The organism is Psychrosphaera sp. 1_MG-2023 (genome assembly GCF_030548245.1).
Lineage (GTDB): Bacteria > Pseudomonadota > Gammaproteobacteria > Enterobacterales > Alteromonadaceae > Psychrosphaera > Psychrosphaera algicola.
Window position 1 is genome coordinate 190234 of record NZ_JAUORW010000005.1, and the last position, 14973, is coordinate 205206.

At 42.5% G+C, this 14973-nt stretch carries 11 protein-coding genes; 7 read left to right on the forward strand and 4 right to left on the reverse strand.

Annotated elements, in window-relative coordinates; all coding sequences use genetic code 11:
• Window positions 1-18 precede the first annotated feature (18 nt).
• The 6 genes from Q4575_RS06480 (at window position 19) to Q4575_RS06505 (ending at window position 8091) form a co-directional block, all read left to right on the forward strand.
• Entirely contained in the window at window positions 19-1866 is a 1848-nt protein-coding gene (locus tag Q4575_RS06480; protein WP_303521760.1) for a hypothetical protein, read from the forward strand.
• A 295-nt stretch (window positions 1867-2161) separates the two neighbouring features.
• Entirely contained in the window at window positions 2162-3346 is a 1185-nt protein-coding gene (locus tag Q4575_RS06485; protein ID WP_303521851.1) for a Gfo/Idh/MocA family protein, read from the forward strand.
• Complete coding sequence (locus Q4575_RS06490) at window positions 3346-4401, forward strand: sugar phosphate isomerase/epimerase (protein WP_303521761.1); 1056 nt, start codon at window positions 3346-3348, stop codon at window positions 4399-4401. Before Q4575_RS06485 ends, Q4575_RS06490 begins: the two co-directional genes overlap by 1 nt.
• Before the next feature lie 47 nt (window positions 4402-4448).
• Window positions 4449-5729, forward strand: coding sequence for a sugar MFS transporter (locus tag Q4575_RS06495; RefSeq protein ID WP_303521762.1), 1281 nt, complete (start codon window positions 4449-4451; stop codon window positions 5727-5729).
• Window positions 5716-6333 carry a gluconate 2-dehydrogenase subunit 3 family protein gene (locus Q4575_RS06500; protein WP_272181090.1) on the forward strand — a complete coding sequence of 206 codons (618 nt, stop codon included), beginning with the start codon at window positions 5716-5718 and terminating at the stop codon, window positions 6331-6333. The genes Q4575_RS06495 and Q4575_RS06500 overlap by 14 nt, the downstream gene beginning before the upstream one ends.
• A 24-nt stretch (window positions 6334-6357) precedes the next feature.
• Complete coding sequence (locus tag Q4575_RS06505; protein WP_303521769.1) at window positions 6358-8091, forward strand: GMC oxidoreductase; 1734 nt, start codon at window positions 6358-6360, stop codon at window positions 8089-8091.
• 61 nt (window positions 8092-8152) lie between these two features.
• Here the strand turns inward: Q4575_RS06505 and Q4575_RS06510 are convergent, their stop codons facing one another.
• From Q4575_RS06510 to Q4575_RS06525, 4 genes are all read right to left on the reverse strand, one after another.
• Window positions 8153-8857, reverse strand: a complete 705-nt coding sequence (locus tag Q4575_RS06510) for an SOS response-associated peptidase family protein (protein WP_303521770.1) — start codon at window positions 8855-8857, stop codon at window positions 8153-8155.
• Window positions 8858-8958: 101 nt separating this feature from the next.
• A complete protein-coding gene (locus Q4575_RS06515; protein WP_303521772.1) occupies window positions 8959-12000 on the reverse strand; it encodes an efflux RND transporter permease subunit in 3042 nt (1013 codons plus the stop codon).
• A gap of 2 nt (window positions 12001-12002) precedes the next feature.
• Entirely contained in the window at window positions 12003-13097 is a 1095-nt protein-coding gene (locus Q4575_RS06520) for an efflux RND transporter periplasmic adaptor subunit (RefSeq protein ID WP_303521773.1), read from the reverse strand.
• Between the two features lie 29 nt (window positions 13098-13126).
• Window positions 13127-14242, reverse strand: a complete 1116-nt coding sequence (locus Q4575_RS06525) for an MBL fold metallo-hydrolase (protein ID WP_303521774.1) — start codon at window positions 14240-14242, stop codon at window positions 13127-13129.
• 118 nt (window positions 14243-14360) lie between these two features.
• Between Q4575_RS06525 and Q4575_RS06530 the strand changes: the two genes are divergently transcribed.
• The gene (locus Q4575_RS06530) at window positions 14361-14972 is read left to right on the forward strand and encodes a TetR/AcrR family transcriptional regulator (RefSeq protein ID WP_215964433.1); all 612 of its coding nucleotides are present in this window, start codon (window positions 14361-14363) and stop codon (window positions 14970-14972) included.
• Window position 14973 lies beyond the last annotated feature (1 nt).

The window sequence follows — 14973 nt, forward strand, 5'->3', positions numbered from 1 at the left end:
TCAATTAAGGACAGTTAAGTGAAGATGAAGATAGCGATTACACAATGGTTATTTGGATTGGTGTTATTAGGATTGGCTCCGAATGTTGAAGCCCTGCCTATGGTGGATTTTAGCCAGGCTAATTCTAATTGCAAAAAAAACTGCTCGATGAAACTGACGATAGGTAAATATCGTCAGAGTTACAGTGACAAATCCAAATTGGAGCTTAAGGCTCTTTACAACGGTGTTGCGTGGGCCATTGTGTCTGATTACATTCGGGTTTCTAAAGGAAAAGACAATAAAAAGCAGTACTTTATTCATAGCTCAAAAGGTCGCAAACGTGCGTCGTTGTCGTCCATTTGTGACGGCCAAGAACGAGACATAACCCCTCAGGGCGAACTTGTTTGCCTGTCGGCAACTCAGCTCCTCATTGATGGCCGTCACTTTGGTAAAAAAGAAACGTATTTTGAGTTACCAGCCGAGCGTAAAGTTGGATCGGTTTCTCATAATTATTCTGGAGAAATGGCTGTTAGTTTTGTCAGTGAAGATGATTTTGAATTGTATGTATCTGATCTCCCCCGAGTCAAATCACATCAGCCATGGTTATCTGCAAAAACGGCGTTGCATGAGCGCAGTGATTATTCTCAGATCATTGACGCTAAAGTGGTTCCAAATATTGGTTATGTTGCCGCAGTGTACGAGTGGGTTAACGCCTATAACAAAGGGTTAGTCATCTACTATTTTGATGACAAAGGTCTTGTATCGAGAGGGAATGAACATTCCTCTGAAGTTGAAAACATAGGCTTTGAACCTACAATCAAAGTCACTGGTAATAAGATCACTGTAACCACCCGAAATACGTCGGAACGAAAGTTGGACACTTTTGAGTATTCTAAAAGCGATTTACAAACGATGGAATACAATCAACACGACTTTGCATCGGGCAGTGTAGTTGATTTTATGGCTGGGGGCGGGCTTCAATATGCTAATTGGTCAGTAAATCAAAGTGTTGTCGTTAATGACGTAGAAAAAGCTACCACTGAATATGACATGAATACCAATATTCTCAAATCTTTCTTTGTTCAAGGTCGCTGGGGAAAATCACAGTTAGCCGTCACGTTATTACAAAACGAAGCAGAAGATCAGCTGGATAACTTAACCGACAACCAATTAATTCGAGCCGCCGTGAATAAATATATTATTCAATTTGATTATCATGGCTTGTTTAATGGCGCGAGCACATTGCGATTAGGTTATTCAACAATGGATGCCGGCGGTACAGCAAGCTATATGCAAAACGGTACCAATATGTCACATGCATTTACCAGTAAACGAGAGACATATGATGCCTTAATTATTGCCGAAAAAGGTTTGTTCTTGGGCATGTATTATCACCAGTTTGATTCACCAAGTGTTGTTGGCTTTGGTTCCCACAATGGCGCTTATCTAGGTTCGGCATTTGATGAAGCTTTTAGCATGAGTTCACTTGGATTTAAATTGGGTTTTGACGAAGCCGCCTATGGTTATCGATATGAAACAAACTATAGCCGTTTTTATCTCAATGTAACGGGCTTTATTGGCCTATCAAATCTGACTGTTGGTCGAGATGCTGTTACTGAAGTTACAGGCGAAACTAAAGCTGACATCATCGGGCTAAATCCTATTGAGTTGGGAGTATCGGGTGAATTGGGGTATATATGGCAGCATCGTTTTCGGGCATTAAAGGGGTTTGGTGCATCTTTTCAAGCCGGTTATAAAGTTGACTACTATCATGTTCAATCCAATTGGGATGACGAAGATGATTTCCCTGATGATGGATATTTCATTAATTACGACCGAGACGACATCATACATGGTCCGTATGCCCGACTAAACGTTATTTTCTAAGGATAGGCTAAGCCCTTATTTTGAAAAATAAGGGCTTAGCCTAAATCTCAACTCCATGGCAAACATTAAATATCTCGCATCTACTTTTAAAGTAATTAGTCTAAAAATTACCAAATCATAACTCCGACAAAATATACCTAACCCAATAAATAAAGGCGATTCGGGATTTTCTATTTGTTAGATTACAAACCACAACGCCGAAAACCTTTTAATTTTGACCGATATTATTATATAGGTTAAATCCATGTCTCTTTATACTGGATTAAGTTTAGTAATCTATATGTGTATTGAGAATATGGCAAAAACCAGCAATAAAGTCAGAATGGGTATGGTCGGTGGTGGCCAAGGTGCTTTTATTGGCAACATCCATCGTATGGCCGCGTTCTTAGACGGTAAGATAGAATTAGTTGCTGGTGCGTTTAGCTCTAATCATGACAACTGTTTATTAACTGGACACATGTTAGGGATTGAACCAACACGCTGTTATGCCTCCTATCAGCAGATGTTTGAAGCTGAAGCCAAATTACCCGCTGAGCAACGGATCCAATTTGTATCGGTCGTGACCCCTAACCATCTTCACTTTCCAGTCTCAAAATGCGCGTTAGAACACGGGTTCCATGTTTTGTCTGACAAACCTGCAACAATGGACCTACACCAAGTCCTTGAACTTGAAAAAATCGTTACTGCACAGCAAAAATTATATGGGCTTACGCATACCTATACCGGTTATCCAATGGTTAAAGAAGCCTGTGAGCAGGTTGCCGCGGGCGCGCTCGGTGATGTTGTTAAGATTATTGTTGAATATAGTCAAGGCTGGTTAGCGGAAACAACGAATGAAGAAAACAAACAGGCAAGTTGGCGACTCGATCCTAAACGTGCAGGTGCGAGTTGTTGCATGGGCGACATAGGCGTTCATGCGGCTAATTTGGCCGAGTATGTTAGTGGACTCAAAATAACCGAGCTTTGCGCGGACTTAACCTCTGTCGTTGCTGGACGCGTACTCGATGACGATGGCACAGTGTTATTGAAATTTAATAACGGTGCCAAAGGCGTACTAATTGCGAGCCAAATATCGGTTGGCGAAGAAAACAATCTATCAATCAGAGTTTACGGGACAAAAGCCTCATTTGAATGGCGTCAAGAAGAGCCAAACTCGTTGATCAAAAAATACAATAATCAGCCGAGGGAAATTATTCGAGCGGGCGTCGGCACGCTGGCCGCGAATACTAACGCGTATTTACGGACACCGGCTGGTCATCCTGAAGGGTACATCGAAGCGTTTGCTAATATTTATTTGCAGTTTATCTATCAAATTATCGCACTAGAACAACAATCGGATTCAGACATTAGTGAACTTGCGCCTGATATTGAACAGGCAATTCGTGGCATGGCATTTATCGAAAACGTCGTCGAGGCGAGTAAACAACAAACTAAATGGCAACCCTTTAAGCTCACCGTTAACAGTGAAGGACAAATATAATGAAACAGATCAAAGGGCCAGGTATTTTTCTTGCTCAATTTGCCAGTGACGACATACCTTTTAGTAATCTAGATGATATCTGTAAATGGGCGGCTGGACTTGGTTTTAAAGCCATTCAAATACCTTCATGGGATGCCCGTTTTTTTGATCTTAATCAGGCCGCTCAGGACACTTCGTACTGTGACGAAATACTGAAAAAAGTGGCAAGTTATGGACTCTCAATCAGTGAGTTATCAACCCATTTACAAGGTCAGTTAGTGGCGGTTCACCCAGCTTATAACGAGATGTTTGATGGCTTCGCACCTGAACACGTCAAAAATAATCCAGTCGCTCGTCAAGAGTGGGCTGTTGAGCAGATGATGTGGGCAGCAACCGCCAGTAAACAGCTTGGCCTAAACGCGCACGCCACTTTTTCTGGCGCGTTATTGTGGCACACGTTTTATCCGTGGCCGCAACGCCCCGCCGGTCTTGTCGAACAAGGCTTTGCCGAACTTGCGAAACGTTGGTTACCGATACTTGATGCCTTTGACGCCGCAGGTGTTGATGTCTGTTACGAGTTACACCCAGGTGAAGACTTACACGATGGAGTGACATTTGAGCGCTTTTTGAAGGCGGTTAATGATCACCCACGAGCCAATATTCTTTATGACCCATCACATTTTATATTGCAGCAACTCGACTATCTGGCATTTATCGATATTTACCACGAACGAATAAAAGCATTCCACGTTAAAGATGCTGAATTTAACGCAACAGGACGCGCTGGTGTTTATGGTGGTTATGAATCTTGGGTCGATAGGCCTGGACGTTTTCGGTCATTAGGTGATGGTCAGATAGATTTTAATGCCATATTTAGCAAGCTGACAGCCTATGGTTATGAAGGTTGGGCAGTGATGGAATGGGAATGTTGTATTAAACATCCTTTAGATGGAGCCGCGGAGGGCGCTAAATTTATCGAACAACATATTATAAGACCGACAGATAAGGCTTTTGACGATTTTGCTGGGGGAGCAGCAGACGTTGAATTTAATAATAAGGTACTTGGCCTCAGCTAATTCAAGTAGTTCAATCAACAGATAAAAATAACAAAAAAGAGAACATTATGAATAATATCGTCGACAAGGATAAGATTTTTAGGCTCTGCTGTATTGCCCTTATTGTGACTGCAATGACCTTTGCAATTCGCGCGGGGATCTTAGGAGAACTCGGAGTTGAATTTGGGCTCAACGGCCGTGAGTTGGGGTGGATAAATGCCATGGCATTTTTGGGTTTTCCTATAGCGACTATGTTTGGCGGTATTTTGTATAACGCACTTGGCGCTAAAAAGCTGATCGTTTTGGCATTTACCTGTCACTTGTTTGGCATTATTTTTACCCTAACCGCTGGTGGATTTTGGGGCCTGCTTATTTCAACGTTTTTAATTGGCTTTGCTAATGGCTCGGTCGAGGCGGGTTGTAATCCACTAATCGCGGATCTGCATTCAAGCAATAAAACAACAATGCTGAATCGTTTTCATGTGTGGTTCCCAGGGGGCATATTGATTGGTGCATTAGCATCACAATTTATGGCGTCTATTGGGTTAACGTGGCAATGGCAAGTTGCACTAATTCTAATTCCTACGCTTATTTACGGAACTATGTTGCTAAAAAGCACCTTCCCAATTTTTGACAAAGTACAGAACTCAACAATAAATAACATGCGCAGTCTATTTTCGCCGTTATACCTTTTACTGTTGTTATGTTTTAGTTTGACGGCAACAACCGAACTTGGCACACAACAATGGATTGAACGCATTTTAGGTGAAAGCGGTGCTTCGCCAATGCTTATCCTAGCGTTAATTACAGGTCTAATGGCGGTTGGTCGTTATTATGCGGGGCCATTGGTTCACCGCTTAAGCCCTGTTGGCACCTTGTTTGTATCGTCGGTAATCGCACTTAGCGGAATTTATATGATGAGCCAAGTCAGCGGCCCAATGATATATCTAGCGGCGATATTATTTGCCGTCGGCGTGACATATTTTTGGCCTACTATGCTGGGTTGTGTTGTGGAATATACGCCAAAAACAGGCGCTCTAGGATTGTCTTTAGCCGGTGGTGTTGGCATGTTTTCGGTCAGTATGTGGAATCCGGTTATTGGCCAATGGATTGACGACGCGAAAAAGACTGCAGAAATGTCAAATGTCGCGCCAGACCAAGTTGGATTGGTTGCCGGGCAAGAAGTACTCTCAAACTTAACGGTATTCCCTAGTGTCTTAATCGTTGTATTTGCGGTGTTATTTGTCATTGTGAGAAGACAAACAAATGGTCAACAAAAACAACCAGAACAATCTACTGACACAGATTCAACAGTAGAAAAGTCGGAAGGTGAACATGGAACCATCTAATAACGAATTAACCGAACCAACGCGCCGTGACTTTCTGCGTAAGTTAGGTCTAGTAGTTGGTTCGAGTGCAGCCTTTACGCTTGTCAGTGGGGTGAAGTTAAATCAGGCATTTGCCTACGAAATGACACCAAACAGCGCCCACCGTAAAGGCAAAACCTTTACGCAGTCACAAATGGCGACGTTGGCAAAAATTGCCAGAACCGTTTTGCCAAAAACAGATACACCAAGTGCTGAAGATGTTGATTGTCATGGGTTCATCGATCATCAATTAGCGGTTTGTTACAACGAGCATGACCGACGTTTGGCAATAGAAATAGTGGATGATATTGAAAGTGCAGCCATCAATGCTTTTTCAACGTCATTTGCGCAGTTAATTGACAGTCAACGTCATGAATTATTAACTAAATTAGAACGACTTGACGGTTTTAACCACGATCAAAAGTCCAAATTTCAGCTAATTAAACACCTTATCGTGTTCGGCTTTTTCACGTCAGAAGTTGGCGCGACACAGGCGCTACGATATCTGCCGGTACCGGGTGGGTTTACCGGTTCAATCCCTTATAAAAAGGGCGATAAAGCATGGGGTTCACATGCCTTTTATTAGTCTCAAATGGCAGTGGAGTAAAATATGAACGATAAAATGTATATAGAACAAACCGATACTGTCTTTGATGCCATTGTTGTTGGTTCTGGAATTACCGGCGGCTGGGCAGCTAAAGAATTTTGTGAACGCGGATTAAATACGTTAATGATTGAGCGCGGGCGTGTGGTAAAACACCGTGAAGACTATCCGGGTGAAGGTAAAGGCCCGTGGGAGTTTCCAAATAGAAGCAAGGTCGATAACTTACTAGTGGAACAAGATTTCCATCAACAAAAAAAATGTTATGCGTTTCACGATAGCACTAAGCATTTTTTTGGTAACGACCGAGAATTGCCTTATTCGACCAAAGAAGGTACCGACTTCACCTGGATTAGAGCCAATCAACTCGGTGGTAAGTCCCTTTTGTGGCATCGACAAAGCTACCGACTATGTGAAGACGATTTTTTAGCGAATAAACGTGACGGTGAAGGCAATGACTGGCCAATCCGTTATGATGATTTGAAAGATGAATACAGCTACGTTGAAAAGTTTGTCGGCATTAGTGGTCAGGCCGAAGGGCTAGTAAATTTGCCCGACAGCGAATTTTTACCGCCGTTTGAAATGACCTCACCGGAAAAAATGTTCAAACAGTTTGTTGATAAAAATTACACTGAACGACACGTGGTTATGGGCCGTTGCGCCCATTTAACTAAACCGACACAGCTGCATATCGAGCAAGGCCGAGTGCAATGCCAAGCCCGAAATGAATGCCAAAAAGGCTGTTCATTTGGCGCTTATTTTTCTACCCAAAGCTCAACTCTGCCTGCGGCGGCGAAAACAAACAATCTGCATATCGCGCCAAATAGTGTGGTTCATAGTCTAATTTATGACGACAAAACCAATAAAGTGCTCGGTGTTAAAGTCATCGATAACGACAATTTAACCACCCGTGAATACTTTGCCAAAGTAGTATTTTTGTGTGCAAGTACGCTGGGCAGTACCCAAATTATGCTCAATAGTAAGTCTAAGAAATTCCCTAATGGTATTGCAAACTCGTCAGGCGTATTGGGACATTATCTAATGGACCATAATTACAATGCGAGTGCCGATGGCAGGGTTGAAGGGTTTGAGGACGAATTTTATCAGGGACGTCGTCCAACGGGGTGTTACATTCCTAATTTTCGTTATAAACCGAGCCTTTATGGCGAAGGGTTTAAACGTGGTTATGCATTTGGTATGGGGGCATATCGCACCGATTGGCGTGGTAAAGGTGGCAGTGACGGAATTGGTGCCGACTATAAGTCTAAGCTAACTGAACCTGGAGAATGGCGACTAGGGCTTTATGCCCAGGGTGAAATGTTACCTAGATTTGAGAACCAAGTGGCATTGCACCCAACTAAAACTGATAAATGGGGTATTCCGCAATTGGACATCAATTGCCAATGGTCAGATAACGAAAAACTGATGATGGAAGATGCCGCACAAGTTGGTGCCGAGATGCTTAGAAAAGCAGGTATTTTGGATGTTAAAAGTCGCACGACCTATGACCATAACGCACCGGGGTTAGCGATTCATGAAGTAGGTACAGCACGTATGGGACGCGATCCAAAAGATTCAATCTTAAATGGCTTTAACCAAACCCACGACATTGATAATTTATTTGTCTCAGACGGTGCAGCGTTTTGTTCTTCTGCGGTAGTAAACCCATCGTTAACCTTTATGGCAATGACGGTCAGGGCAGTTAAATATTGCGTGAATGAGATGAATAACAAACGGATATAAAATCGCTAATAAAAATCGTCGCCGATCAGTTTGTATTCGCGGCGATTCAACATCTCAGTCGTTAGCCATCAGCTTGAATTAAAATAGGCTCGGCGATGGCATTAAATAAGCTTGGTTTATCAATTTGTGTGGCTTCAAGTGTTTGTCTAATATTTGGCTGCAAAAGGTGTTGAAACATCGCAACATCTTGATTGTATGGATCTAACCAAGCGTTTAATGTGTCATCTTGAGGTAACATCAATGGGCTTGCTTTGCTGTGAATTTCATTTAATTTAGGGTGCGGCGGTAAGGTGATCACGCTACAACCGGTGACGATTTCTCCAGTCTGTTTATTATAATAATCTCGATACAATCCCCCAAACGCTATAGCGCCGTCTTTGGCGGTCAAATCATAATAGTGTTTAGGGACTTTTTGTTTACCGTGTTGCACAAACTCGGTCTCACCAAAGCCTTTAGCTACGATAACACAACGTGATTCTCGAAATGGCGCATATCCGGCGCTTCGGGGGACATTCAACTTGTCGTATCGAGTATTAAAGGATGTGTATTTTGACGGTTTGAATCCATTATCTGAACGTTCCAGAAGCAACCACCAGGTCGCGGGACGAAGAAATCGCGCGCCGGGTTTTTCTACGATAATTTGTACTTCTGAAGCCGCTCGCACAAAACGGTTTGGTTGAATTGGCGTTTGATCTAAATTCACCCCTAAATCCAGTGCTAATTGGCGTACCCAGGGATCGTCAGTTACGTTTAATCTGCCACACATTATTTATCTCCCAAGGTTGGATATCGTCATTGGCCAAATAGCAAACATAAAAAACGGCGCACTTGTCATGACAAGGCGCCGTTAGCATTATGCGTTTGTCGTTACTTAGCTCTATAGCTTACTTTATAAAAGATACTATAAAATACAGGAACGGCAATCATTGTTAATATCGTAGCAAATGCTAATCCACCCATGATGGTCACCGACATGTCAGCAAAAAAGGCATCTGATAACAACGGGGCCATACCTAAAATGGTGGTAATGGCGGCTAATGCGACAGGCCGTAAACGACTAGCACTGGCGGTAATAATCGCGACTTTGGCTTCGAGTCCTTCTTGGATCTGCAGGTCGATTTCTTCAATAAGAACAATGGCATTTTTAATTAACATACCAAACAGACTTAAAAAACCGAGCAGCGACATAAACCCAAATGGCATGTCTGTGGCCAACAAACCACTGACCACACCTACTGCAGCCATTGGCACAATTAACCAAATGATCAAAGGTTGACGTACTCGACCAAACAGTAAAACCGAAATTAAAAACATCGCCAAGAACCCAGCCGGCAAGCCTGAACCAAGTGCTTTTTGAGCGTCTTTTGACGACTCATATTCTCCGCCCCATTCCAGTTTGTAGCCATCGGGTAATGAAATCGCTTCGATTTGCGGTTTCATGCGGGCAAATGCCTGGCCAGCGGTTTCGTCAAATCCAGGGTCAGCATTAACCGTTATTGTGCGTAAGCGGTTACGGCGATGAATTTGTGTTTCTTCGTTTACCAGCTCTAGTCCATTGGAGACTTGTAAAAACGGCACATGGTGACGTTGGGACGAACTCCAAACTTGGCTGTTTTTAATTGAATCAAGTTCTGAATCAGACGCCATCGCCATTTTGGCTTTTATCGAATAGCTATAGTCACCATCTTGCAATTTACCTAATTCAAGTCCAGTGCTAGCGTATTGAATCGCTTGGCTAAAGTCAGAACGGGTAATGCCCGTCATACCAGCATTAAACGCATCGTAATGGGTATTGATAGCCAGCCCTTTTTCTCGCCAGTTGTGACGAATATCTCGAACTTTTTCGTCGTTGATTAAGATGGTTTTGGCTTGTTCTGCTAAGTCACGCAGTACTTCAGTGTCTGGACCAGAAAAACGTGCCGCAAGTTTGGCGCCGCCACCGGGACCAAATTGCATACGTTCGCTATAAAAGTTGGCATCTAAGTCCAGCTGCGGAAGTTGTTTTACTAATGTTTTAATTAACGAGTCTATTTTGTCTCGGTCAGTGGCTTTAATTAAAAAGTAGCCATAACTCTCGTTTGGCTGTTGTGGCGCATAAGTCAGGGTAAAGCGGTCTGCACCACGGCCAATAAAGGTCGTTACGGTATCAACATCTTTATGTTCTAAAATGGCCGACTCAGCTTGAGTCATAATTTCAGTTGTATGACGAATATCACGATCCTGTGGACCCCAATAATGGATATAAAACAATGGTGCATTAGAACTTGGGAAAAAGCCTTGTTTTACTGACCCAAAGCCCATATAAGCCACAACGGTTATCGCTAATAACGCAGCAACCGTTATCCATCTAAATTTAAGCGCGGTGTGCAGCAAAGCCAAATAACCGCGATATAACACGCCTTTGTTTGTTTCGCCCGCTGTGTCGTTACCAACTTGGTAAAAATATTTACCAAATAAAGGCACAACCGTTGTTGCTAATACCCAGCTAAGCAACAAAGAAACTAAGACGACGGCAAATAATGAGTACAAAAATTCACCTGTTGCATCGTCTGACAAACCAATACCAGAAAACGCTGCGATACCAATAATTGTCGCCCCTAGTAAAGGCCACTGTGTTCGTTTAACAATAAAGCTGGCTGCTTCTGTGGCCGATTTGCCCTGCTTCATTCTTAACATCATGCCTTCAGCCACAACTATCGCATTGTCGACCAGCATACCCATGGCAATTACCATAGCGCCAAGTGAAATTCGTTGTAGCTGCAAACCCATTAACCACATGATCAACACAGTACCCATTACTGTTACTAACAGTACTGCGCCAACAACAACACCTGAACGCCAACCCATAAAGATACAAAGGGTAAGTGTTACCACAACAACCGACAAAATTAGGTTATCTATAAACCCCTTAACAGATTGGTCAACAAGTGCCGCTTGGTCGTAAATTGGGGTTAACGTAATACCTGCTGGTAACGTCGTAATTATCTGCTCAACTTTGTCGGTCACGCTGTGCCCGACGTTAACGATATTGACATCGTTTAACGCAGAAATGGCTAATGTGATGGCTTCATGGCCTTGATAGCGAACTAAAACAGGTTGAATATCAACGGGTTCTATTTTGAGTTCAGCGACGTCACGAATTTTTATCGAACGTGAACTACCAGGGACAACTAACGACAAGTTATAAATTTCGTCAATTTTATCTAGGGCATTATCCACCAGTATACGAACTTTTTTCTCGCCAACTTGGGCACGACCGCCATTAAAAGGTTTTAGGTTTTCGGCTAATAACTGAGCCAGATCGGGGAACGAAATGCCCAATCCGGCGATTTGATAAGGATTAATGTAGGCAACAAGCTGTTCTTGTTGTACTCCGCTAACCTGCACTTTAGCAACGCCTTCGGTAACCAATAACTCACGGCGAATAATACGAGCAAACTCACGTAATTCTTGAGGTGAAAATTCAGGAGCACTTAAGGCGTAATACATGCCATACACATCACCAAAGTCGTCGTAAACGCTTGGTGTTTGTGCGCCAATTGGCAAATTTTTACCAGCGTCACGTAGACGTTTTCGGAGTTCGTCCCAAATTTGAGGCAATACATTTGAATCGTAATGCGACTCTACTTCAACTGTAATTTCTGAAACACCGGGTTTAGAAATCGACATAATGCGACGCAGTTGCGGCATCTGCTGAATAGCGATCTCTAGTGGTTCAGTAATTTCCCGTTCAACTTTAACCGCGCTGGCCCCAGGAAACTGAGTAACAACTTGTACTTGTTTAATGGTAAATGCGGGGTCTTCTAGTCGACCGATATTGTTAAGGGCGATTAAACCGCCAATGATAAATACGATTACCATCAACCAAATGTTGACTGGGTTTTTAATGGAATAACGAGCGATATCCATTATTACAGCTCCGCATTGTAAGGTTTAACAACAAGGCCTTCGCGCATCTTCGTAGTACCAGCAGCAACGACTTCATCGCCTGCGTTTAGCGTGCTTTTCACTAGTGCTTGCTGGTTTTTAACAAACAAGACCTCGACTTCAGTTGCTATAACTTCACGGTTTTTTGGATCAAATTTCCATACGTGGAACCCTTCGCTATTATTGCCAACGAGTGCCGTAACAGGAATTAATAAACCATCGCCATAACGTTGATAACCTAGTTTTAGTAAGACTTTGGCTCGTGCCCCAGGTGTCAGGCTAGGATCGGTCGTTGCCGCAGCAAAAACGACTTTGTATGTTTGAGTAATCGGATCTGCTTGCGTGGCATGTTCAACATATTCTAATTGATACATTTTTTCTGGTGCTGAAATGATGCTTGCGGCGGCTTCAATCTCTGCGCCTTGTTTGTAGCCAGTTAATAAACGTTCAGGGACATTAATATTAAAATAAAATCGTGACACATCCTGCAATTTAGCAATGATGTCCCCCGCTTTTACAAAGTTATTGTTGTCCACAAGACGTTGTGAAATTTGTGCATCAAATGGCGCTTTAACCGAGGTATAACTTAAATCTTTCTGCGCGCGATTTATTGCAATTTGAGCAAGTTCGTAATTTGTTTTTGCATTATCGAGTTGGCTTTGGGCTGCAAGGCCTTTTTCAAATGTGGCGGTGGCACGATCTAAATCTCGCTTCGCCTGTTCTAAACGGGTTTTAGCTTCATTAAGGCGTTGAGTGAATTCAGTTGGATCGACTTGAGCAAGTAAGTCACCTTTTTTAACGATAGAACCCGTGCGCAAATTTACGTCCTGCAATCGACCGGCGACTTCAAAACTCACGTCGATAGTTTTGACCGCTGAAACTTCTGCTGGAAATTCAAATTCAGAAAAGTTTGGCATATCTGTAGCGGCTGACAATTTAACAGTCGGTTCGATGATGGCAGTTTCAGTTTGCACCTCTTCTTCTGCGCAACCTGCAATAAAAATAGACGCTAAAAATGCCCCTAGCAGAATGGTTGGTTTTTTCAATTTAGATGTAGTGAACGTATTGTTAGAGATCATGTTTAATTCCGAATAAAATAAAAATATGGTTATTCGCCGCCAGAGGACAACGATGGAGTTAATTTTTTAGGTCCATAGTCAGACGTCGCTGATTGCTCATCGATTGGCATAAATTTACGCCACCAAGTCGTCGCGGGTTGTTTGCTGGTTTTAGCGTTGTTGATTAAAAGTGCTTCGCCAAAAATAGGAGTTGCTAATCGAACGTCATTGTCACTTGCCAATTGGAAAATAGATTCTAAAGGGGCAAACCAATCATGTAGAGATAGGTCAAAAGTACCGTTGTGAATCGGGATCATTACCTTACCGTTCAAATCAATATGCGCCTGTAAACTCTGTTCTGGCATCATATGAATCTCTGACCAAAGCTTGTTGTAAGCGCCAGTTTCGATAAGCGTGACGTCAAACGGTCCGAATTTTTCTCCGATAGTTTTAAAGCCAGAGAAGTAACCTGAGTCACCACTAAAAAACACTTTGTTTTCCCAGCCTTGAATAACCCAACTTGCCCACAATGTTTCGTCGCGGTCGGTTAATGTTCGGCCAGAAAAGTGCTGTGAAGGTGTAGCGACAACATTGACGCCTTTGACATTAGTTTGTTGCCACCAATCAAGTTCGATAATTTTTTGACTATCCACGCCCCAATCAGTTAAGTGCTGGCCTACTTTAAGGGGCGTAATAAAGCGGTCTACTTTTGAAGCGAGTTGTTTAATGGCGTTTTTATCTAGGTGGTCGTAATGATCATGGCTGATAACGACAGCGGTAATATGCGGCAAATCGTCAATTGAAATTGGTGCTTGATGAAAACGTTTAGGCCCCATCCATTGGACCGGGAAGGCGCGTTCGCTAAAGACAGGATCAAATAAAATAAATTCACCATCAATGCGAAGTAAAACCGAAGAATGACCTAGTTTAAAAACAGCGTCTTCGTGGCTTGATGTGAGCATTTCCGTTGTTAATTTGGCCATCGGAATAGCCTCTTTTGGGGTTGCGTACTTTCGGTCGTCGTTCCAGAAAGCTTTAGCAATTTGCCAAAGTTGACCCAAATCAGATGAGTATTTAATTTCACTATTTTCAAAAGTTTTAGTGGGTTCGGTTGCACATCCAGTTAACAAAATCGCCATAATGACTGCCCCTAATAATTTAATCATAACATCTCTTCACAAAGTACACTGCACGGTGTAGTTTAAGTGAATAAATTGAAAAGTAAACTGATTAGTGTAAAAATGTTGGCCGCTAAGTTTGGCGTCTGGGAATTGAGGATTTGTGATGACTGATATAAAAAAAACTCGAAGCGAATTAAAGCGCGAAGCTATCGTGACAAGTGCAATGCAGGCATTTCAACAATTTGGTGTGAACAATACCAGTATGGATAAGATTGCTGAAATGGCGGAAGTGTCAAAACGTACTGTGTATAACCATTTCCCAAGTAAAGAAGTTTTGGTTACTGGACTTATTCAAGAAATTTGGCAGAAAAACATCGCAATATTTGATTTTAACTACCAGCCAGATAAACCACTCGACGAGCAATTATTAATCTTAATTAAGAATGAATTAAGTATTATGTGCTGCCCTGAAATATCAGAACTAATCCGTGTTTCCATGGGCTATTGGCTGTTTAACCCAGAAGCGTTACAGGAAAATATGGCGCAGTTTTTTCAACAAGAAACCGCAATGAAGCGTTGGCTTAAGGCCGCTCAAGCGGATAAAAGACTTAAATTAACTGATGTGAATTTTATTAATGAGCAGATCATTAGCCTGCTTAAAGGGCAAGCATTTTGGCCGCAGTTTATGCGAATGAAGCCAGAATTGAATGCTGAACAAATTGACCAATTAGCGAAAACAACAGTTGGTATGATCCTCGGTTATTATCAAATATAAA